A 20,091-nucleotide genomic window follows, 5' to 3' on the forward strand; every position below is an offset into this window, starting at 1 on the left:
GTGGCTGTTCTCGAACTGTCTGGCTTGACCAAGCGCTTCGGGGCTTTCACCGCGCTCGACGACATTTCGCTGCAGATCGAGCGCGGCGAGGTGCACTGCCTGCTTGGCGAGAACGGCGCCGGCAAATCGACATTGTGCAATCTGGTGTTCGGGGTGCACCGGCCGGATGCCGGCACGATGACGCTGGGCGGAGAGCCGTTCCATCCCCGCGGCCCGGCGGAAGCGCTGCAGCGCGGCGTCGTGATGGTGCACCAGCATTTCAGCCTGGTGCCCAACATGAGCGTGGCCGAGAACCTGATGCTCGGCCGCGCCAGCGCGGTGCTGAAGCCGCAGGAGATCATCGTGCGGATGGAGCAGCTCGCCGCGGAGTACGGGCTCGAGATTGATCCCGAGGCGCGGATCGATGAGCTTTCGGTCGGCGAGCGGCAGCGGGTCGAGATCATCAAGTGCCTGCTCGGCGATCCGCAACTGCTCGTGCTCGACGAGCCGACTGCCGTTCTGCAGCCGGATGAAATCGACGCGCTGCTGGCGATCTGCCGCCAGGTCGCGCTGCGCGGCAAGTCCGTGATCCTGGTGACGCACAAGCTCGGCGAGATCAGTCGCGTGGCCGATCGCACGACGGTGCTGCGGCAGGGCCGGATCATCGAAACGGTCGCGATGGAGGGCGCCGACATCCGCTCGCTGGTGCGCTCGATGGTCGGCCGCGATGTCCAGTCGGCAGGGTCGGTGCTCGCCGCAGCGGTCGATATCGAGGGCAACACGCCGGAAAAACCCAATGCGGATTCGGTTGGCCCGGCATCGCCGGGCGAGGCGGTGCTGCAGATCTCGGACCTCGTCTATCGCGACCCGCATGGCGTGCCGCGGCTCGACGGTTTGAGCCTTAGGGTTGGCACCGGCGAGATCGTCGGGATCGCGGGCGTCGAGGGCAATGGCCAGACCGAGCTCGGACTGATCCTGGCCGGGCTCGCCGTGCCGAGCGAAGGTGCAATCGTGGTCGGCGGCACACGGGTCACCGGCTGCACGCCGCAGGAGATCACGGATGCGGGTGTCGGGATCGTGCCCGAGGATCGCCATGCGGTGGCCTGCATCAAGGAATTGTCGGTCGCCGAAAACCTTTATCTCGGCGCGATCGGAAAATTCAGCCGCTTCGGCCTGCTCGACAAGTCGGCGCGGCGCAAGGCGGCGGAGGCGATGATGCGCGACTTCGACGTGCGGGCGAGCAGCCCGGATGTTTCGATGGCGTCTCTCTCGGGCGGTAACCAGCAGAAAGCGGTGCTTGCACGCGAGCTGTCGCTCGATCCGCTGGTGTTCCTGCTCGCGGCGCAGCCGACGCGAGGCCTCGACGTCGGGGCGATCGAGGCCGTCTACAACCGCATCCGTGCCGCCCGCGATGACGGCCTTGGGGTGCTTCTGATCTCCAGCGAGCTCGAGGAGCTGATGGCGGTGTCGGATCGGATTGCGGTGATCTACCGCGGAAAGTTGGTTGGCGAGCTCGCGGCCGGGTCGTTCAGCCGTGAGGCGATCGGGGCGATGATGTCGGGGCACGCGCATGTCTAGGTTGGCCATGGTCATGAAAAATCCGAAGCTGGCGCGGGTCGCGCAGGGCACAAGACTCGAGCTCGTGCCGCTGCAGGTGCTGGTTCCGGTGGTCTCGACCGTGATCGCGCTCGGGATCGGCCTGCTCATCATCGCAGCCACCGGTGCGTCGGTCGTCGAGGCGATCGAAGCGTTCTGGGACGGTATGGCGGGAAGCGATTTCAACATCGGAGCCTCGATCAATCGCGCCATCAGCCTCGCGCTGGTCGGTCTCGGCTTCATCTTTGCCAGCCGTGCCAACCTGACCAATGTGGGCGGCGAGGGGCAGATCGCGATGGGCGGCATGTTCGCAACCGCAGCCGCCCTGCATGGCGCCGGCGGCCTGCCGCTGGGACTGGCGTTCATCGTGCCGCTCGCGGTCGGAACCCTCGCCGGAGCCGTTTGGGGCGGCCTTGCTGGTGTTCTCAAGGCGGCACGCGGCACCAACGAGGTGATCAGCACATTGCTGCTGAGCTTCATCGCACTGCCGCTGGTGTACTGGTCCGTCGAGTCCTTCCACCTGCTGCGCAAGCCGATCAGCGATGTGTCGTCGCTGCCGGAATCGGCGGAGATCCCTGACTCGACCAAGCTTCCGCTGCTGTTCCCGGACAATGGATCGCCGCTGCATATCGGACTGCTGATTGCGGCGGTGGCGGTAGTGGTCGTGTGGCTGGTGCTCAGGCACAGCTCGCTCGGCTTGCGACTGCGCGCGGTCGGCTTGAACGCGATGGCTTCCCGCCGCGCGGGGATGCGGACCAGTTTCTATGTGATCCTGGCCATGACGGTGTCCGGCGGCCTCGGCGGTCTCGGCGGCGCGATCATGATCCTCGGCCAGCAATTCTATCTGACGAGCGATTTCTCGTCGGGTTACGGATTCGACGGCCTGGTGGTCGGCCTGTTGTCGCGTGGCTCGGCCGTCGGCGTCGTGATCGGCGCGCTGCTGTTCGGATTCCTGCGATCGGGATCCATCAACATGGAGATCTCGGCGCACGTCCCGTCCGCCGTCGTGCTGATCTGCCAGGGCCTGATCGTCATCGTCATTGCGGGCTCTGCGATCCTCACCAACCGGAAGGTGACCCGATGATTGACGAACAGATGGCCGTGTTCATCGGCTCCGGACTTCGCCTCGCGGTCCCAATCATTTTCGCCGCAACCGGCGAGATGCTGAGCGAGCGCGCCGGCGTGCTCAATCTCAGCCTCGACGGCATGATGCTGATGTCGGCCTTCACGGCGGCGCTGGCATCGTGGGCGACCGGTTCGCCGCTGCTCGGCGTCGCGGCCGGCGTATTGGTCGCGACCGCGGTGGCCGCGGTGCAGGCCGTGCTGAGCGTGACGTTGCGCGCCAATCAACTGGTGGTCGGAATCGGGTTCAACATCCTGGCGCTGGGCACGACGACGTTTCTCTACCGCGAGATCTTCGGGCCGCTGTCGCGCGATCCGATCCCCGGCTTCGCGCAGCTCAATCTGCCGTGGCTCGCACATATCCCGGTGATCGGGCCGGCATTGGCGAACCAGACCGGCCTTGCCTATGTCAGCATCCTGATGGTCGTCGTGACCTGGTTGATCCTGAAGTACACGTCGTTCGGGCTGGCGGTGCGGGCGGTCGGCGAGGATCCGCGCGCCGCCGACAAGGCCGGCATCGGCGTGGCGAGGACGCGCTATCTCGGCGTGCTCTATGCCGGCATCCTGGCGGGCCTCGGCGGCGCCTTCATGTCGGTCGCGGACAGCAATACGTTCACCGAGAACATGACCAAGGGCGCAGGCTATCTCGCGATCACGGCGGTGATCTTCGGCGGCTGGAATCCCTGGTACACGCTGGCGGCGTGCCTGCTGTTCGGCTTTGCGACCGCGCTGCAATTTCTGGTACCGGCGCTGCAGCTCGACGTGCCGGTCGCGCTGCTGTTGTTGCTGCCGTATCTGCTGGCGCTGGTCGCCATCGCGGGCTTTGTCGGCAAGAGCAGGCAGCCCTCGGCCTTGACCATTCCGTTCGAACGCGGCGGCTGATCGCAACCGATTTCAAGAAAGCAAAAGCAGGTGAGGAAAATCCGATGACGAGTTCCAATTTAGCGAAGGCAGCGGCGTCCGCTGCGTCCAGCGCCGCCAATCCTCTTGGGTCTGCTCCCGGCTACAAATGGCTGGTCGACGACAACAACGTCAACATGGCGATGGCGCTGCCGCCGCCCAGGGTGGTGACGATCGACGCGCAGCCTCAGACGGTGACTATCGACCTGAACCGCACCGTCCTCATCGTCGTCGACATGCAGAACGACTTCTGCGCGAAGGGCGGATGGGTCGACCATCTCGGCCTCGATCACACCCCGGATCGGGCGCCGATCGAGCCGCTGCAAAAGCTGCTCCCGGTGTTGAGGAATGCCGGCGTGCACGTCATCTGGCTGAACTGGGGCAATCGGCCCGATCTCAAGAACATGGCGCCCAACCAGCTCCATCTGTACAAGCCGAAGGGCACAGGCATCGGTCTGGGCGAGCCGTTGCCGGGCAGCGGCGCGCGCGTGTTGCAGAAGGACAGCTGGGCCGCGGCCGTCGTTGATGAGCTGAAACAGGAGCCCGAGGACATTCACGTCGACAAGTACCGGATCAGCGGCTTCTGGGACACGCCGCTGGACAGCATCCTGCGCAATCTCGGCACCAAGACCATCCTGTTTGCCGGCGTCAACACCGATCAATGCGTGCTGCATTCGCTGACCGACGCAAACTTCCTGGGCTATGGCTGCGTCCTGGTCGAGGACTGCTGCGCGACGACCTCACCTGGCTTCTGTGTCGAAGCAACCCTGTTCAACGTCAAGAAATGCTTCGGCTTCGTGACGCATTCGTCTGACGTCATCGATGCGGTTCAGGAGCACGTCCAGCAGCACCGGTGACATCCGGGCAAGCCGTGGCTTCCTGTCCGCCTGATCCAAGGCGCGGCTCCGTCCCTGCCAGCAGCCGCTGAATGTTGGCGCGATGGCGCGCGATCACGTAGAGGCCACCCGCGATGACCAACAGCCGATAAGGCAACGGCTGCTCCATGGCGCAGACGAGGGCAATCGCAGCGAGCGCCGCCGACATCGAACTCAGCGACACAATCCGGGACATTGCCAGCACAACGCCAAAGACGAGGGCTGCGCCCAGGCCGACCGGCCAGGACATTGCCAGCAACACGCCGAGCCCCGTTGCTGCGGATTTGCCGCCGGTAAAATTCAACCAGATCGAGCGGCCGTGCCCCAACAACGCGGCAAGTCCCGCCAGGCAGACCGCCCAAGGCAGCAAGGTTTGCAGGTCAACGGCCGTCGGTGGCGTGACCGATGGCAATGTGTAGAGCCAGGGATAAAACCAGCGGGCAAATGCGATCGCCGCCGCGCCTTTCAGCACATCCACCAGGAGGACCGCCAACGCGGGCCACGTCCCGAGGGTTCGCAGGACGTTGGTTGCGCCGGTGGATCTGGAGCCGTGCTGGCGGATGTCGATGCCCTTGAGCAGTTTCCCCGCCAGATAGCCCGCGGGCGTCGAGCCGAACAGATACGCAGCCAGAAGGCCTACTGCACTCGCTATCCAAAAAACCATAGACCTCTCCTCGATGCGCAGTGTCGGGCAAGCGTCATGCTGAGTCTACCTCTGTACGGCGGCCGAAACCCGGGATACGAGGGATGGCTTCCCTTTCCCACTCCAATTCGCTTTGGAATGGGCTGGCCGCGCGACAGATGCCGACGTGCCGATCGATCGGCCATGCTGCCGCGAGGAAGACAGGACACGAAATGACGACGCAGCTCATCGAGATTCGACGCCTCTTGCCGGCGGACGCGTCGCTCTATCGCGACATCCGACTGGAAGCGCTGCGCTTGAGCCCCGAGGCGTTCGGCAGTGCGTATGAGACGGAGAGCATCCATCCCGTCGGCTGGTTCGCGGAGCGGCTGGACCGCGGGGCGGTGATCCTCGGGGCGTTTCGAGGCGGCGAACTCGCCGGCATTGTCGGCTTCATTGCGGCGGAAGGGCCGAAGCGGCAGCACAAGGGTATGCTGGTCGGGATGTATGTGCGGCGGCAGGCGCGGCGCGCCGGCGTCGGCCGGCTGCTGGTCGATGCCTTGCTCAGGCTCGCCGCGAAATCGGTCGAATTGGTGCAACTCGTCGTAGTGAAGGGCAACGAGCCGGCGCTTCGGCTCTATCAGAGCATGGGGTTTGTCGAGTACGGGCTGGAGAAGCATGCCCTGAAGATCGACGGCCGCTACTATGACGACATCCTGATGGCAAAGGATTTGGTCGGGCGGAGCTGACGGCTTCAAGCCGTGCGACACATTTCCGACTGGCGATCGCGATAGGAATGGGCAGCCGCTCATCACATCGCCAGGACGTCGCCATGCCGAAGATCGATCTGACAAAGGTGCCGGAACGCAAGGGGACCGGCTATCCGGCCGAGTTCGCCGCGCCATGCGCCGAGCGGGTGCGGCAGCGCCTTGGTGACGCCGCCGGGCTCGGCGATTTCGGCGTCAATCTGATGCGCTTGCCGCCGGGCAATTGGTCGAGCCAGCGCCACTGGCATTCCGACGAAGACGAATTCGTCTACGTGCTCGCAGGCGAGGTGGTGCTGATCGAGGACGGCGGCGAGACGGTGCTGCGCGCCGGCGATTGCGCGGCATTCCCGAAGAATTCCGGCAACGGGCATCACATGGTCAACAGGTCGCAGATGACCGCCACCTATCTCGAGGTCGGCTCGCGCTCGCGCGCCGACGTCATCACCTGCTCCGACATCGACATGATGAGCCCGAGCTCCGATGGCCGCTTCCTGCATAAGGACGGCCGGCCTTACGAGTAGGATTCCGAACCGCCGCGTCGGCGCGAAATCGGGCGTTGCGGATTGACCGGCGAAGGATCAATCTTGCCGAGAGGGAGCTTGGTCGCGGCCATGGCGGAATGGTATTTCATCTGGATTGATGGGCCGCGCGGACCCGAGCCGCAGAAGTGGTCGTCGGACGCGCTGTGGGGACAACTGGCCCGCCAGGACATTATTGTCCGCTTTCCCCTGAGCGATCGCGAAGCCGGTTTGTCGCTCGATCAGCTTGCGCGGCTACATCCAGTGCCGTAGTGAACTGCGCCGCTGAAGAGCACGGCGGTCTCACACCACCAGCCGTCCTTCGCGATCCGCGGCCGTGATCTGCGCTTCCGCGCCGATTCGAAGCAAATATGTCTCGCGACCTGCATCGATCCGGAATAGCCGCGCCGCCGTGGCAACACCCGAGACGGATGTGACGGCGTCGATCGTTGCCGTGCCGATCACCTCACGCAGTGCGGCATGTGCTGCATCGCGCTCGGCAGGCGGAAGTGGGTCGAGAGCACTCTTGCGCAAAAAGTTAGCATGACCGTTATGCGTGCCGAAGTCGCATTGATGCATGGTTCCCGGCATTCAATCGCTGGATGCGCACGACGAAGCATGAAACAATGCCGCAAAAATCATGTCGGGAGAAAACTTGATGTCGTTCGTGCGGGAGTTGCATCGCGCCGTTGCGTGCAGAAGCATTAAGCGCAACGCATGGATCGCGTTACCATTATTCTGCCTGATCGGCACGTTCGGAGTGATGCGTAGCGCCGTCGCGAACGAATCCCTGGCGATCCTGGATGCTCGCGTACCGGCGGTCGACACAGCGGGCGGGGACCTTCCCTTGACGATGACGATCAAGAACGAGGCCGAGAGCGCCGATGCGCTGCTACGTGTCCGCTGCCCCGTCGCGAATTTTTCCGAGCGGCACACCGTCGATCGCGGCGAGGGCGCGCCCGCCATGCGCTCGATATCCAATATACCAGTTCCAGCCAAGGGAACGCTCGAACTGAAGCGCGACGGCTATCATGTGATGCTGCTGCAGTTGCGCCAGGCGCTCGCTCCCGGCGAGACGTTCAAATGCGCGGTCGTTTTTCAGAAAGCTGGAACCATCGAGACGGAGGTAACGGTCCAGAAGTGACCAGAAGCAAGTGACCAGGAATGCGGCGGGCGGCACAGCCGATCGCCGGGACTCAAGGCTTCTCGCGCGACTTGTCCGTATGTGACGGGCGGTTCGATCAATGAAGAATGCTAGATCCGGAGGAAATGAATCTATGACAAGGATGAATTGGGTAAAGTCTCACATGCTCGCGGCGGCAGTAGCATCCGCTGCGACCTTTGCGGGCTCGTTTGCGCTCGCCGAGGATGTCAGCCAGGACCGTCTGCTCAATGCTGACAAGGAAGCAGGCAACTGGCTGCATCATCACAAGAACTACTCGGCGACGCGCTTCTCGTCGCTGGCCGACATCAACAAGGACACCATCAAGAATCTGAAGGTCGCCTGGACCATGCATCTCGGCGGCGTCGAGGGCGGTGGCATCTGGGCGCATGGCGGCCTGGAGGGAACTCCGATCGTCGAGAACGGATTCATATACGTCACCGACGGCTGGGGCTCGGTCTACAAGATCGATGCGCATGGCGGCAAAGGCGTGCTGGTCTGGAAGATGGATCCCAAGACCGACCATGACTGGGCCGGCGCGGTCGCCTGCTGCGGCGTCGACAATCGCGGTGTCGCGTTGTGGAACAACCTCGTCATCTCGCATACGCTCGACGGTCGCCTGGTCGCGACCAACAAGGAGACCGGGCAGGTCGCCTGGCAGCGTCAGGTCGCCGATCCCGACAAGGGCGAGGTGATCACCGGCGCACCGCTGATCGTCAAGGATAGGGCGATATCAGGCGTCGCCGGTGCGGAATACGGCATTCGCGGCTGGATCGCTGCGACCGACCTGAACAGCCAGAAGGAAGTCTGGCGCACCCACACCATCCCGGGCAAGGATGAGCCGGGTGCGGAGACCTGGAAGGATGACAAGAACGCCAAGGCGAGCGGCGGTGGTTCGACCTGGGTCACCGGAAGCTACGACCCCTCGACCAACACCATCGTCTGGGGCGTCGGCAATCCCGGACCGGACTGGGACAATGAATACCGGCCCGGTGACAACCTCTACACCGACTCCTCGCTCGGTCTCGATGCCGACACCGGCAAGATCAAGTGGCACCACCAGCACACGCCGAACGATCCCTACGACTATGACAGCGTGGCGGAAAACGTGCTGGTCGACGTCCCCGGTCCGAACAACACGACGCTGAAGCTCGCGCTCGAGGCCGACCGCAACGGCTTTGCCTATGCGGTCGATCGCAACAGCGGCAAGTTCGTCTGGGGTCTGCCCTTCGTCAAGAAGGTGACCTGGACCAAGGGGCTCGATCCGGAGTCCGGCAAGCCGGTGGAGTATGATCCGAAGCAGGGCGTGCAGAAGTACAACGCGTCGGTCACGCCGAGCCGCAGCAACAAGGAAACGGATATCTGCCCCGGCAACATGGGCGGCAAGAACTGGCCGCCGACTGCGTACAATCCGAACCTGAAGCTCTGGTACATCCCCGTGATCGAGAGCTGCAACCATATCAAGGTCGAGGAGTCGCAGCAGGACAAGCTGAAAGCGCGTGAGTTCTGGACGGGCGGCGGACCGAGCCAGAACGTCAAGATCACCGGCAGCGTGACCGCGATCGACGTCACCACCGGCAAGGTGGCAGGGAAGGCGGAGACGCAATTCCCGAATCTCGGCGGCATCCTGGCAACGCCTGACCTGGTGTTCTCAGGACAGCCCTCGGGCGAGATGATCGCCTATGACGCGAAGTCGTTGCAGAAGCTGTGGGAGTTCAACACCGGCGGCGGTCTCAACGCGCCGCCGATGACGTTCTCGGTCGACGGCAAGCAGTATGTCGCGGTCCTGGTGGGCCTCGGCGGTGCCTGGGACAAGTGGTTCATCGATGCCACGCCCGAGCTGAAGCGGATGCAGCCGGGCTCGATGCTCTACGTGTTCGCGCTCTGACATCGCACGTGCGGGAGGCCTCAGTGAGGGGCCTCCCGCGTCGATCTCGCCAACAGAAACGGAACAAATGAAACAAACATGGCTGATTGGCGCGTGGCTCGGCTGCGCGCTGGTGACGGGATTTGCAGGCATGGCGCATGCACAGTCGGCAAGCGATCCGACCGATGCAGGCAAGGCGGTGTTCAAGCGCGGCAATTGCATGGGCTGCCACAAATGGCACGGCAATGGCGGCGGCGGCTATGGCGGCGACGCGCTGTCGCTGCGCAAGACCGAGCTGACGAAGGAACAGATCATCGAGACCGTAACGTGCGGGCGGCCGGGCACCGGCATGCCGTTCTTCGTGCGCGGCTCCTATGACACCACGAAATGCTACGAGATGACCCGGCAGGATGTCGCCGACCGCATGCCGCCGGAGGCGAACGTGTTCCTGCGGCCGAACGAGATCGAGGCCGTGGCGGATTATGTGCTCGCCCATGTCAAGGGCAAGGGTGAGCCGAACTATGACGAGTGTCTCGCCTTCTTCGGCGAGGGCTCGCGCGTCTGCAACATTTACAAGGAGGCCGGCCACGCCGCCGCGCCGTCCGATCAGAACGAGAAGGCCAAGCCATGAGCAAGCAGAGAACGACGATCCGCGCACTGGTCTTCGCCGCGTCAGTCGGAGCGGCCGTGCCGGCGATGGCGACCGCGGGAGACCTGCGCGACATCAATGTCGGCATGGCGATATCAAGCGTGCCCGACGCAGGCTACATCAACCTGACCTGTGCCGGCGAGAAGACCGCCCACAGATTGGCGGAATGGGCGCAGTGGTCGAACTGCCCGGAAGGGCCGGACCAGTTGCGCGGCATTCGCTTTGAGTATGATCGCGAGACCGCGCGCGAAGGCACCATGGTCGGCGGCCATCCGGCGATCCTGACCGTGATGATCGACAAGGACGCCAGGATTGCCGCGCTGACCATCGAGACCGATCCGAAGGCGCGGCTCTATCTGCGCAAGAAGGCGTTCCTGCTCGGCCTGCAGGCGAAGTCGCGCTACGGCGAGGATGGCTGGACCTGCTCGGAGGCAAAGCCGGGCGCCGACAAGCAGGAGGTCGGCGGCGTCTTTGTCGACGAGAAGTGCACAAAGACGACCGATGGCCGGACCGTCGAGATCGAGCGGCATCTCTATCGTGAGCCGAACAAGGAGCTCAAGGACATGACCGACGAGAGCAGGATCACGATCCGGCGCGCCGGGTCTTGAGCGGCTAGAGCATGATCCGGAAAAATCTGAAGCGGTTTTCCGAAAAGTTCATGCTCAAACAAGGAGCCAAAGCGCGATGATTATTCAACCCAATCGCATCGCGCTTTAATGCCGCGCCAGCAGCACCACGACGATCAGCGCCAGGATCGCGCACAGCACTCTCCAGAACGTCAGGGGATCGCGGTCGTGCAGCGACTTGCGGGTGGCGACGGCAGGGCCAGCCCATGTCGCGCCGTTCTCCAGTTCGTGCGCGAACTCGATGGCGTCGCCGAAGCGCTGCGCGGGCTCGACGCTGAGCGCCTTGCCGATCACCGCATCGAGCCAGGCCGGCAGGTCCGGCCGATAGCGTGAGAGCGGCGCCGGCTTGCCGAAGCGCGGCCGCGAGAACGGCTCGATCTCGCCGAACGGATAGTTCGCGGTGAACATCCGGTAGACCGTGACGCCGAGCGCGAACAGGTCGGAGGCCTCGTCGCCGGCCTTGCCGCCGAACAGTTCTGGCGCCATGTAGCTCGCGGTGCCCGGAACGTCTTCGGCGGGAAAGTCCTCCAGCAGGGGGACGCGCGCGACGCCGAGGTCGACGAGGCGCAATCCGCCGTCTTTCAGCAGGATCACATTGTCGGGCTTGATGTCGCGATGGATGATGCCGGCGCGGTGCAGCGCGGTGACCGCGCGCACCAGCTTGGTCGCGATCGCGATGCCCTCGGTGAGCGACAGCCGCGGCGCGCGCTTGAGCCGTTGCTCCAGCGTTTCGCCCTCGTAAAGCGGCATTGCCGAATAGAGCCGGGTCTGCCGCTCGGCCGGCACCTCGATGATCTCGCCGATCCACAGGCTGCGCACGCGCGCGGCGACCCAGGCCTCGCGCACGAAGGCGAGGCGATAGGACCCTTCGCTCGCGACCCGCGGATGCGGGAATTTCAGCACCACGTCGCGGCCGGCGCGCTTGTCGGTCGCCTTGAACAGACGGCTGTAGCGCCCGTCGGACAGCACGTCAGAGAGCGCAAAATCGTCGACGGTGTCGCCGCTGTCGGGCAGATCGAGAATCGGCAGCGTCGCAATCGCGTGCGTAAGATCGTCGCGATCCGCCGGCGGCAGGTCGACGATGTCGAGCACCAGCGCGGTCGTATTGTCGCTGCTGCCGGCCGCGAGCCCGGCCTCGACGATTCTGCGTGCCGACTCGTCGGGCGGCGTGCGTTCTTCCAACAATTGCCGGAGGCGGGGATCGCCCAGCGCGCCGTGAACGCCGTCGCTGCAGATCAGGAGACGGTCATGCTGCCGCAGCCCCACCGAGGTGTAGTCGAAGCGGGCGAACTCCTCGAAGCCGATGGCGCGGCTCAGCATATGCGCAAGGTCGCCGCGGCCGGCGATATGGTCCTGCGTCAGGCGCTCCAGCCGTCCCTCGCTGAGGCGGTAGGCGCGGGTGTCACCGATATGGATCACATGGCATTGCCGCCGCGACAGGATGATGGAGGAGAACGCGCAAGCCATGCCGCTGCGCGCGGCGTCGACGCGGCCCTGGCCGTAGATCCAGCTGTTGGCGGATTCGAGCGCCCGCGCGGCGCGGCGGCGGACGCCGAGCGTCTCGGGCAGCGAATAATAGGCGTCGATGAAGCTGCGGACCGCGACCTCCGCTGCCTCACGTCCGCCCTTGTGGCCGCCGACGCCGTCGGCGACCGCCGCGACGATATCGCGGTGAAGCGTGCTCGGCTGGCCCAGGCAGGCCGCGACATAGTCCTCATTGGCGGCGCGCTTGCCGGTCTCGCTGGCGAAGCCGACGCGAACGCCCAAGTCCGGTTGTGCGCCATTCGCCACGTCTATCTCGGCCGGCCGTTAGCGAGTTGAGGTAGTCTGGCCGCGGAGATCACCTCTCCCCATCGGGGAGAGGTCGGCGCAAAGCGCCGGGTGAGGGGGTTCAGGTCCCACGAGAGAGCGCAACCCCTCACCCGGATCACATCTGTCGGTGCGATCCGACCTCTCCCACAAGGGGAGAGGTGGACTGCCGACGCTGCTGCACCTCGGCCCAACTTCATGTCCAGTTCCCACACCGGCCGTCAGACGCGCGCTCCCGACACGGCGCCCCAGGTGGTGCGCCAGCGGACCTTGACCATGGCAAGTCCGATGAAGCCAAGCAACGCCAGCGCGCCGAAGAACAGGAAGCCCGCGCCGAAGCCGCCGGTCATGCCCTTGGCGTAACCGAGTGTCTGGGCGAGGAAGAAGCCGCCGACGCCGCCGGCGCAACCGACCAGCCCGGTCATCAGGCCGATCTCGTGACGGAAGCGCAGCGGGATCAGCTGGAATACGGCGCCATTGCCCATGCCGAGCGCCAACACGCCGATCGAGAACAACAGCACCGAGATCCAGGCGATGCGCGGCAGCTCGGTCAGCGCCCAGCCGCCCGGCGTCGCCGCCCCTGGGCCTTCGGGCATGAAGGCGATCACGACATAGGCGGCAACGACGACGCCGAACAGGATCGACAGCGAACGGATGCCGCCGATCCGGTCGGCGATCATGCCGCCGACAGGGCGAAATCCGGAGCCGAAGGCGACGATCAGCGCGACCAGCATGCCGGCTGCGACACCCGAGACGTGATACTGCACCGTAAAATAGAGCGGCAACGCGTTGGCGAGGCCGACGAAGCCGCCGAAAGTGATGAAGTAGAAGAACATGAACCAGCGGGTATCGGAGTCCTTCAACAGCGTGCCATAGGCTTTCAGCGAAATCGGCTTGCGGTCCCCCGGCGCGTCCTTGGCGGCGAATGTGTAATAGGCCAGCACCATCAGCATCGGAATCAGCAGGCATCCGAAAACGGCCTGCCAGCCCCAATGTTCTGCAATGGACGGGGCAAGCAGCGTGTCGAGCACGACGCCCATGTTGCCGGCGCCGGCGATGCCCATCACCACGCCCTGATATTGCGGGGGATACCAGCGGCTCGCCTGGGGCAGGGCGACGGCGAACGAGGCGCCGCCGACGCCGAGCGCAAGCCCGAACAATTCGATTGCGAGCTTGCTGGTCAACCCGAAATGCCAGACCGAAGCGGTCGCTGAAATCACCACGAGCTGGGCAATGATGCCGGTGCGCTTGGCGCCGATGACGTCGGCGAGAATGCCCATCGGCACGCGCAGCAATGCGCCGGCCAGCACGGGTATGGCGACGAGGGTGAACTTCTCGTTCACGGCGAGATTCATGTCGCGCGCGATGTAGACGATCAATGGTCCGAGCGCGACCCACGCCATGAAACTGATGTCGAAGTACAGGAACGCGGCGAGCAGTGTCGGCCAGTGACCGGCTTTCTTGAACTCGGCAAGTTTCATCGCAATCGTCTCGCGGTGATGCGGCGGAGGGCCGCAGACGCGCGGCGATCTCAGACGCAGATAAATCGAATGTGGGTGAAAGCGTGAGCGCGCTCGTCGTTGAGCCGCACTCCGGCAACAGAAGAGGTCAGCAATTTGCGTGCCATCGAGTCGATCGCGTCGCTTTGCCGTGCAGTCGCAAGGCGTTGCCGCGTGTTCTCGATCCGCGTTCGGCGATCGGAATTGGCTGGCCCGCAGCAGGCGCCGCCGCGCAAACGCGCATGCTGATGCTTTCTTGTGCGATGCGCCATCGGCATGCGACGGCGGATCGATTAACTGACCCGCGATCGCCATCATTGACGTCGATGCTGTGATGCACAAGAGATCATCGGCGTGGCTAAAAAATCGGCCGGCGATCTCGCCGGCGCGCCATCAGGCCGATTCGATGTTGCTGAAAACCAATTGATTTTGCAGCAAAATCGGCCCGCGTCGAATTGGCACGCGTTTTGAATATCAGTTCGTAACGGAACATCGATCGTCATTGAGGACGGTCTGCGCCCGCGGCTGGGCTTCCTAACAACTCCAAACCTCTATCGGTGTCGATCGACGACGCGCGCCGCGTCGCTGAGCACAGCCGTCGGATTTGAAAGGCAGACCATGCTCGACAAGGTGATCAAGCAGAAGCTCGTGGTGATCGGCAACGGGATGGCCGGCATCCGCACCGTGGAGGCGCTGCTCGAACGCGCGCCCGATCTCTACGACATCACAGTGTTCGGCTCCGAGCCCTACGGCAATTACAACCGCATCCTGCTGTCGCCGGTGCTCGCCGGCGAGAAGACCGTCGACGACATCATGCTCAACACCGTCGACTGGTACGAGGACAACAACATCACGCTGCGCAAGGGCGAGACGGTCAGCATGATCGACCGTCGCACCTGCGAGGTCGTCACCGATGCCGGCGATCGCGTTCCCTACGACCGTCTGTTGATTGCGACGGGCTCGAACCCGATCGTGCTGCCGCTGCCGGGTAAGGAGCTGCCGGGCGTGATCGGCTTCCGCGACATCTATGATGTCGATCGCATGATCAAGGCCTCGACCGACTATCGCAACGCAGTCGTGATCGGCGGCGGCCTGCTCGGCCTCGAAGCCGCCAACGGGCTGATGAAGCGCGGCATGAACGTCACGGTCGTGCATCTGCTCGACACCCTGATGGAGCGCCAGCTCGATCCGGTGGCCGGCGGTCTCCTGCGCAAGTCACTGGAAGAGCGCGGCATGGTGTTCAAGATGCCGGCGCAGACCCAGGCGATCCTCGGCGAGGACCGCGTCACCGGCGTGCGCTTCGGCGACGGCACCGAGCTGCCGGCCGATCTCGTCGTGATGGCGGTCGGCATCCGCCCGAATTTCGAGCTCGCCAAGAAGGCCGGGCTCTATTGCGAGCGCGGCATCGTCGTCTCCGACACCATGCAGACCTATGACGGTCGCATCTATGCGGTCGGCGAATGCGTGCAGCACCGCCGCCAGGTCTATGGCCTGGTGGCGCCGCTGTTCGAGCAGGCCAAGGTCTGCGCCAATCACCTCGCGATGAAGGGCTTTGCCACCTATGACGGCTCGGTCACCTCGACCAAGCTGAAGGTCACCGGCATCGACCTGTTCTCGGCCGGCGACTTCGCGCCGGGACCGGACAAGGAGGAGATCGTGCTGCAGGACGCCAACCGCGGCGTCTACAAGCGCATCATCCTGAAGGACAAGAAGATCGTCGGCGCCGTGCTCTATGGCGACACCATCGACGGCCCGTGGTACTTCCAGCATCTGCGTGACGGCACCGACGTCTCGCACATGCGCGAGCGCCTGGTGTTCGGCGCCGCCAATCTCGGCGATGGCGGCGTCAGCGGCCAGAACTCGGTGGCCGCGATGAGCGATGAGACCGAGATCTGCGGCTGCAACGGCGTCTGCAAGGGCGCGATCGTCAAGGCGATCTCGGACAAGAAGCTGTTCACGCTCGACGACGTCCGGGCGCATACCAAGGCGTCGTCGTCCTGCGGCTCCTGCACCGGGCTCGTCGAGCAGGTGCTGGCCTTCACGCTCGGCGGCGACTATTCGGCGGCGCCGAAGGTCAAGCCGCTGTGCAAGTGCACCGATCACAGCCACGACGACGTCCGCCGCGTCATCGTCGAGCAGCAGCTCAAGACGATTCCGGCCGTGATGCGCTTCATGGAGTGGAAGACGCTGAACGGCTGCCATTCCTGCCGTCCGGCGCTGAATTACTATCTGCTAGCGACCTGGCCGGGCGAATATCGCGACGACCAGCAGTCGCGCTTCATCAACGAGCGCGTCCACGCCAATATCCAGAAGGACGGCACCTATTCGGTGGTGCCGCGGATGTGGGGCGGCGTCACCACGCCGGGCGAGCTGCGCGCCATCGCCGACGTCGCCGAGAAGTTCAACATCCCGACGGTGAAGGTCACCGGCGGCCAGCGCATCGACCTGCTCGGCGTCAAGAAGGAGGACCTGCCGGCGGTGTGGGCCGATCTCAACGACGCCGGCATGGTGTCGGGCCACGCCTACGCCAAGGGCCTGCGCACGGTGAAGACCTGCGTCGGCTCCGAATGGTGCCGCTTCGGCACTCAGGATTCCACCGGCCTCGGCGTCAAGCTCGAGAAGTTCATGTGGGGCTCCTGGACGCCGGCCAAGGTCAAGCTCGGCGTCTCCGGCTGCCCGCGCAACTGCGCGGAAGCGACCTGCAAGGACGTCGGCGTGGTCTGTGTCGATTCCGGCTACGAGATCCATTTCGCCGGCGCCGCGGGCTTGCACATCAAGGGCACAGAGTTCCTGACCAAGGTCGAGACCGAGGACGAGACGATCGAGGTGATCGTCGCGCTGACGCAGCTCTACCGTGAGGAGGGTTGGTATCTCGAACGCATGTACAAATGGTGCGACCGCGTCGGTCTCGAGCAGATCCGGAAACGGGTGGTCGACGACGTCAAGAACCGCAAGGCGCTGTTCGCCCGCTTTGCCCATTCGCAGCAGTTCGCCCAGACCGATCCTTGGGCCGAGCGCGCCAGCCGCGGCGTCGACCGCAACGAGTTCGCGCCTCTCGCCGAATTGGAGCTCGCATGACCAGCTGGATCGAGATCGGTGCGCTCGACGATATTCCGCGGCTCGGCTCGCGCGTCGTGCGCACGCCCCGTGGCAACATCGCGGTGTTCCGCACCGAGAGCGACGAGGTGTTCGCGCTCGACGACCGCTGCCCGCACAAGGGCGGGCCGCTGTCGCAGGGCATCGTGCACAACAAGCGCGTGACCTGTCCGCTGCATAATTTCGTCATCGAGCTTTCGAGCGGGGAGGCCGTCGCACCCGACGAGGGCTGCACGCATACCCATCCGGCCAAAGTCGAGAACGGCGTGGTCTGGCTGTCAGTGCGGCAGGCGATTGCGGTGAGCTGAGCAAGCATGTCCATCAAGACCACGTGTCCCTATTGCGGCGTCGGTTGTGGCGTCATCGCGTCGAGGGACGCGGCGGGCGTCGTCCGGGTCGAGGGCGACAAGCAGCATCCGGCCAATTTCGGCCGGCTGTGCAGCAAGGGCTCGGCGCTCGCCGAGACCATCGATCTCGACGGCCGTTTGCTCGAGCCTGTTGTCGACGGTGCGCCGGCCACGTGGGACGACGCGCTCGATCGCGTCGCCGGCGGCTTTGACCGCATCATCAGGGAGCACGGGCCCGACGCGGTCGCCTTCTATGTCTCCGGCCAGCTCCTGACCGAGGACTATTACGTCATCAACAAGCTCGCCAAGGGCTTCGTCGGCACCGCCAATATCGATACCAATTCGCGGCTCTGCATGGCTTCGAGCGTCGCCGGGCACAAGCGCGCCTTCGGCAGCGACACCGTGCCGGGCTGCTACGAAGACCTCGAGCAGGCGGATCTGCTGGTGCTGGTCGGCTCCAACGCCGCCTGGTGCCATCCGATCCTGCACCAACGCATGCTGGCGGCGAAGGAGAAGAACCCGGCGTGCAAGATCGTGGTGATCGATCCGCGCCGTACCGCGACCTGCGAGGGCGCCGATCTGCATCTGCCGCTGCGTTCCGGCAGCGATAGCGTGCTGTTCAACGGGCTGTTCGCATTCCTCGCCGGCAGCAATGCGGTCGACCGCGGCTTCGTCGGCAATTGCACCACCGGCGTGGTCGATGCGCTCAAGCAGGTGGCCGGCCAGACCGTGGCGCAAACGGCTGCGACCTGTGGTCTTACTGAAGGCGCCGTCGGGCTGTTCTTCGACTGGTTTACCCGGACCGAACGCGTCGTCACGCTGTATTCGCAAGGCATCAACCAGTCATCGAGCGGCGTCGACAAGGTCAACGCCATCATCAACTGCCATCTCTTGACCGGACGCATCGGACGTCCCGGCATGGGGCCGTTCTCGCTGACCGGCCAGCCCAATGCGATGGGCGGCCGCGAGGTTGGCGGGCTCGCCAACCAGCTGGCTGCGCATATGGAGATCGAGAATCCGGCGCATCGCGAACTGGTGCAGCGGTTCTGGCGCGCGCCCGTGATCGCGGAGAAGGCCGGGCTGAAGGCCGTCGACATGTTCGACGCGATCGCCGACGGCCGCATCAAGGCGGTGTGGATCATCTCGACCAATCCGGTGGTGAGCCTGCCCGATGCCGATCGCGCACGGGCCGCGCTCGACGCCTGCGAGCTCGTCGTGGTGACGGATTGCATGCGCGACACCGACACCACGCGGCATGCCGACGTGCTGTTGCCGGCACTGGCGTGGGGCGAGAAGGACGGCACCGTCACCAATTCCGAGCGCCGGATCTCGCGGCAGCGGCCGTTCCTGTCGGCGCCCGGCGAGGCGCGCGCGGACTGGCGCATCATCTGCGACGTCGCCATCCGCATGGGATATGCCGGCTTCGACTACGCCTCGGCGGCGGAAGTGTTTCGCGAACATGCCGAGCTATCGGGCTTCGAGAATGACGGCCGGCGCGATTTCGATATCTCGGCGCTGGCGGCGCTCGACGACGGCGCCTATGACGCGTTGGCGCCGGTGCAGTGGCCGGTGACATCGGAGCATCCGGCCGGTACGCCGCGGATGTTCGAGAGCCAGGCATTCTTCACGCCCGACCGCAAGGCGCGCTTCGTGCCGGTCGTACCGCGCGCGGCGCGCAACGCCACCAGCCGGGATTTTCCGCTGGTGCTGAACACGGGCCGCGTCCGCGATCAGTGGCACACCATGACCCGGACCGGGAAAACCGGACGGCTGCTATCGCATATCTTCGAGCCCTATGCCGAGTTTCATCCCGAGGACGCGCGGCAGGCAGGCTTGCAGAACGACGGGTTGGTGCGGCTGACCTCTGGCTGGGGCGAGATGATCGCGCGGGTCGTGGTCAGCGCCGACCAGCGCCGCGGCTGTGTGTTCGTGCCGATGCACTGGAACGAGCAGTTCGCCGGCGAGGGGCGCGTCAACGCACTGGTCAATCCGGCGGTCGATCCGCTGTCCGGCCAGCCGGAATCCAAACACACGCCGGTCAAGGCCGATCCCTACGCACCGAAATGGCACGCGTTCATCCTGAGCCGCGACGCGATCAAGCGTCCGGCGTCAGGCTATTGGGTTTACGGCAAGGCCGGCGATGGCACCCGGCTGGAGCTTGCGCTCGATACCCGCCCGGAGAGCTGGCGCGACTGGGCGAGGGCGCAGCTCGGCCTCGACGGCGTCGAGATCGAATGGATCGCCTATCGCGATCCGGCGGCCGGCCGCTTCCGCTACGCGGCGGTGCGCGACGGCCGGCTCGAAGGCTGCGTGTTCATCGCGCCGGATCACACGCTGCCGTCGCGGGCCTGGCTGACCGGGCTGTTCGCCGAAACGCAATTGTCGGCCAATGCGCGGATGTCGCTGCTGGCGGGGCGGCCGTTCGGCGCCGGCGAGGATGTCGGGCCGATCGTCTGCTCCTGCTTCAGCATCGGGCGACACCAGATCACCGCCGAGATCAGGAAGGGCGCCGCCAGCGTCGAGGCGATCGGCCGCTGCCTGAAGGCCGGCACCAATTGCGGCGGCTGCAAGCCCGAGATCGGCAAGCTGATCGGTGCCGTTGCACGGCCGACTGGGCCGCAGCCGTTGCTGGTGTCGTGAGCATATCGGCGCGATCG

At 65.0% G+C, this 20,091-nt stretch carries 19 protein-coding genes; 14 read left to right on the plus strand and 5 right to left on the minus strand.

The window, feature by feature from the left end:
- From ACTUWL_RS30410 to ACTUWL_RS30425, 4 genes are read left to right on the plus strand one after another with little or no spacing between them, the layout of a single operon-like run.
- Positions 1-1,557, plus strand: a complete 1,557-nt coding sequence (locus tag ACTUWL_RS30410) for an ABC transporter ATP-binding protein (RefSeq protein ID WP_021081707.1) — start codon at positions 1-3, stop codon at positions 1,555-1,557.
- A gap of 13 nt (positions 1,558-1,570) precedes the next feature.
- Entirely contained in the window at positions 1,571-2,659 is a 1,089-nt protein-coding gene (locus ACTUWL_RS30415; protein WP_035653224.1) for an ABC transporter permease, read from the plus strand.
- Positions 2,656-3,579: an ABC transporter permease gene (locus ACTUWL_RS30420; protein WP_021081705.1), complete on the plus strand. Its 924-nt coding sequence runs from the start codon at positions 2,656-2,658 to the stop codon at positions 3,577-3,579. Before ACTUWL_RS30415 ends, ACTUWL_RS30420 begins: the two co-directional genes overlap by 4 nt.
- Before the next feature lie 44 nt (positions 3,580-3,623).
- The gene (locus tag ACTUWL_RS30425; protein ID WP_021081704.1) at positions 3,624-4,454 is read left to right on the plus strand and encodes a cysteine hydrolase family protein; all 831 of its coding nucleotides are present in this window, start codon (positions 3,624-3,626) and stop codon (positions 4,452-4,454) included.
- On the opposite strand, the gene plsY is transcribed toward ACTUWL_RS30425, so the two are convergent.
- Complete coding sequence (gene plsY / locus ACTUWL_RS30430; RefSeq protein WP_021081703.1) at positions 4,414-5,136, minus strand: glycerol-3-phosphate 1-O-acyltransferase PlsY; 723 nt, start codon at positions 5,134-5,136, stop codon at positions 4,414-4,416. The genes ACTUWL_RS30425 and plsY overlap by 41 nt on opposite strands.
- Before the next feature lie 191 nt (positions 5,137-5,327).
- Here plsY and ACTUWL_RS30435 point away from each other — a divergent pair, with 191 nt between their 5' ends.
- From ACTUWL_RS30435 to ACTUWL_RS30445, 3 genes are all read left to right on the plus strand, one after another.
- The gene (locus ACTUWL_RS30435; protein WP_021081702.1) at positions 5,328-5,843 is read left to right on the plus strand and encodes a GNAT family N-acetyltransferase; all 516 of its coding nucleotides are present in this window, start codon (positions 5,328-5,330) and stop codon (positions 5,841-5,843) included.
- Between the two features lie 83 nt (positions 5,844-5,926).
- Positions 5,927-6,382 carry a cupin domain-containing protein gene (locus ACTUWL_RS30440; protein ID WP_021081701.1) on the plus strand — a complete coding sequence of 152 codons (456 nt, stop codon included), beginning with the start codon at positions 5,927-5,929 and terminating at the stop codon, positions 6,380-6,382.
- Between the two features lie 78 nt (positions 6,383-6,460).
- Complete coding sequence (locus ACTUWL_RS30445) at positions 6,461-6,652, plus strand: hypothetical protein (RefSeq protein WP_035653149.1); 192 nt, start codon at positions 6,461-6,463, stop codon at positions 6,650-6,652.
- Between the two features lie 30 nt (positions 6,653-6,682).
- On the opposite strand, the gene ACTUWL_RS30450 is transcribed toward ACTUWL_RS30445, so the two are convergent.
- Complete coding sequence (locus ACTUWL_RS30450) at positions 6,683-6,970, minus strand: hypothetical protein (protein WP_106940045.1); 288 nt, start codon at positions 6,968-6,970, stop codon at positions 6,683-6,685.
- A gap of 67 nt (positions 6,971-7,037) precedes the next feature.
- On the opposite strand from ACTUWL_RS30450, the gene ACTUWL_RS30455 reads away from it, so the two are divergent.
- The 4 genes from ACTUWL_RS30455 (at position 7,038) to ACTUWL_RS30470 (ending at position 10,665) form a co-directional block, all read left to right on the plus strand.
- Positions 7,038-7,523 (plus strand): copper chaperone PCu(A)C, encoded by a 486-nt coding sequence (locus ACTUWL_RS30455; protein WP_021081700.1) that lies wholly within the window; start codon positions 7,038-7,040, stop codon positions 7,521-7,523.
- A 133-nt stretch (positions 7,524-7,656) separates the two neighbouring features.
- The gene (locus ACTUWL_RS30460) at positions 7,657-9,429 is read left to right on the plus strand and encodes a PQQ-dependent dehydrogenase, methanol/ethanol family (protein WP_021081699.1); all 1,773 of its coding nucleotides are present in this window, start codon (positions 7,657-7,659) and stop codon (positions 9,427-9,429) included.
- Positions 9,430-9,496: 67 nt separating this feature from the next.
- Positions 9,497-10,039, plus strand: a complete 543-nt coding sequence (locus tag ACTUWL_RS30465; protein WP_021081698.1) for a c-type cytochrome — start codon at positions 9,497-9,499, stop codon at positions 10,037-10,039.
- Positions 10,036-10,665, plus strand: coding sequence for a hypothetical protein (locus ACTUWL_RS30470; RefSeq protein WP_021081697.1), 630 nt, complete (start codon positions 10,036-10,038; stop codon positions 10,663-10,665). The genes ACTUWL_RS30465 and ACTUWL_RS30470 overlap by 4 nt, the downstream gene beginning before the upstream one ends.
- 105 nt (positions 10,666-10,770) lie before the next feature.
- On the opposite strand, the gene ACTUWL_RS30475 is transcribed toward ACTUWL_RS30470, so the two are convergent.
- The 3 genes from ACTUWL_RS30475 to ACTUWL_RS30485 all read right to left on the minus strand — a co-directional run bounded on the left by ACTUWL_RS30475 (position 10,771) and on the right by ACTUWL_RS30485 (position 14,269).
- Positions 10,771-12,474 (minus strand): bifunctional protein-serine/threonine kinase/phosphatase, encoded by a 1,704-nt coding sequence (locus tag ACTUWL_RS30475; RefSeq protein ID WP_021081696.1) that lies wholly within the window; start codon positions 12,472-12,474, stop codon positions 10,771-10,773.
- A 239-nt stretch (positions 12,475-12,713) separates the two neighbouring features.
- Entirely contained in the window at positions 12,714-13,973 is a 1,260-nt protein-coding gene (locus tag ACTUWL_RS30480) for an MFS transporter (protein WP_021081695.1), read from the minus strand.
- A 50-nt stretch (positions 13,974-14,023) separates the two neighbouring features.
- Positions 14,024-14,269, minus strand: coding sequence for a hypothetical protein (locus ACTUWL_RS30485; RefSeq protein WP_035653137.1), 246 nt, complete (start codon positions 14,267-14,269; stop codon positions 14,024-14,026).
- A 340-nt stretch (positions 14,270-14,609) separates the two neighbouring features.
- Here ACTUWL_RS30485 and nirB point away from each other — a divergent pair, with 340 nt between their 5' ends.
- Genes nirB through ACTUWL_RS30500 form a run of 3 tightly spaced genes read left to right on the plus strand, consistent with a single transcriptional unit; the run spans position 14,610 to position 20,074 of the window.
- Entirely contained in the window at positions 14,610-17,069 is a 2,460-nt protein-coding gene (nirB, locus tag ACTUWL_RS30490; RefSeq protein ID WP_021081694.1) for a nitrite reductase large subunit NirB, read from the plus strand.
- Entirely contained in the window at positions 17,066-17,395 is a 330-nt protein-coding gene (gene nirD / locus ACTUWL_RS30495; protein WP_021081693.1) for a nitrite reductase small subunit NirD, read from the plus strand. The genes nirB and nirD overlap by 4 nt, the downstream gene beginning before the upstream one ends.
- Before the next feature lie 6 nt (positions 17,396-17,401).
- Complete coding sequence (locus ACTUWL_RS30500) at positions 17,402-20,074, plus strand: nitrate reductase (RefSeq protein WP_021081692.1); 2,673 nt, start codon at positions 17,402-17,404, stop codon at positions 20,072-20,074.
- The last annotated feature ends 17 nt before the right edge of the window (positions 20,075-20,091 follow it).

This window comes from Bradyrhizobium sp. WCU1, assembly GCF_053474805.1.

Coding starts and splice junctions, on each gene's coding strand:
- ACTUWL_RS30415 (WP_035653224.1), top strand. CDS start 1,571: ATGAAAAATCCGAAGCTGGCGCGGGTCGCGCAGGGCACAAGACTCGAG.
- ACTUWL_RS30420 (WP_021081705.1), top strand. CDS start 2,656: ATGATTGACGAACAGATGGCCGTGTTCATCGGCTCCGGACTTCGCCTC.
- ACTUWL_RS30425 (WP_021081704.1), top strand. CDS start 3,624: ATGACGAGTTCCAATTTAGCGAAGGCAGCGGCGTCCGCTGCGTCCAGC.
- plsY (WP_021081703.1), bottom strand. CDS start 5,136: ATGGTTTTTTGGATAGCGAGTGCAGTAGGCCTTCTGGCTGCGTATCTG.
- ACTUWL_RS30435 (WP_021081702.1), top strand. CDS start 5,328: ATGACGACGCAGCTCATCGAGATTCGACGCCTCTTGCCGGCGGACGCG.
- ACTUWL_RS30440 (WP_021081701.1), top strand. CDS start 5,927: ATGCCGAAGATCGATCTGACAAAGGTGCCGGAACGCAAGGGGACCGGC.
- ACTUWL_RS30450 (WP_106940045.1), bottom strand. CDS start 6,970: ATGCCGGGAACCATGCATCAATGCGACTTCGGCACGCATAACGGTCAT.
- ACTUWL_RS30455 (WP_021081700.1), top strand. CDS start 7,038: ATGTCGTTCGTGCGGGAGTTGCATCGCGCCGTTGCGTGCAGAAGCATT.
- ACTUWL_RS30460 (WP_021081699.1), top strand. CDS start 7,657: ATGACAAGGATGAATTGGGTAAAGTCTCACATGCTCGCGGCGGCAGTA.
- ACTUWL_RS30465 (WP_021081698.1), top strand. CDS start 9,497: ATGAAACAAACATGGCTGATTGGCGCGTGGCTCGGCTGCGCGCTGGTG.
- ACTUWL_RS30470 (WP_021081697.1), top strand. CDS start 10,036: ATGAGCAAGCAGAGAACGACGATCCGCGCACTGGTCTTCGCCGCGTCA.
- ACTUWL_RS30480 (WP_021081695.1), bottom strand. CDS start 13,973: ATGAAACTTGCCGAGTTCAAGAAAGCCGGTCACTGGCCGACACTGCTC.
- ACTUWL_RS30485 (WP_035653137.1), bottom strand. CDS start 14,269: ATGCCGATGGCGCATCGCACAAGAAAGCATCAGCATGCGCGTTTGCGC.
- nirB (WP_021081694.1), top strand. CDS start 14,610: ATGCTCGACAAGGTGATCAAGCAGAAGCTCGTGGTGATCGGCAACGGG.
- nirD (WP_021081693.1), top strand. CDS start 17,066: ATGACCAGCTGGATCGAGATCGGTGCGCTCGACGATATTCCGCGGCTC.
- ACTUWL_RS30500 (WP_021081692.1), top strand. CDS start 17,402: ATGTCCATCAAGACCACGTGTCCCTATTGCGGCGTCGGTTGTGGCGTC.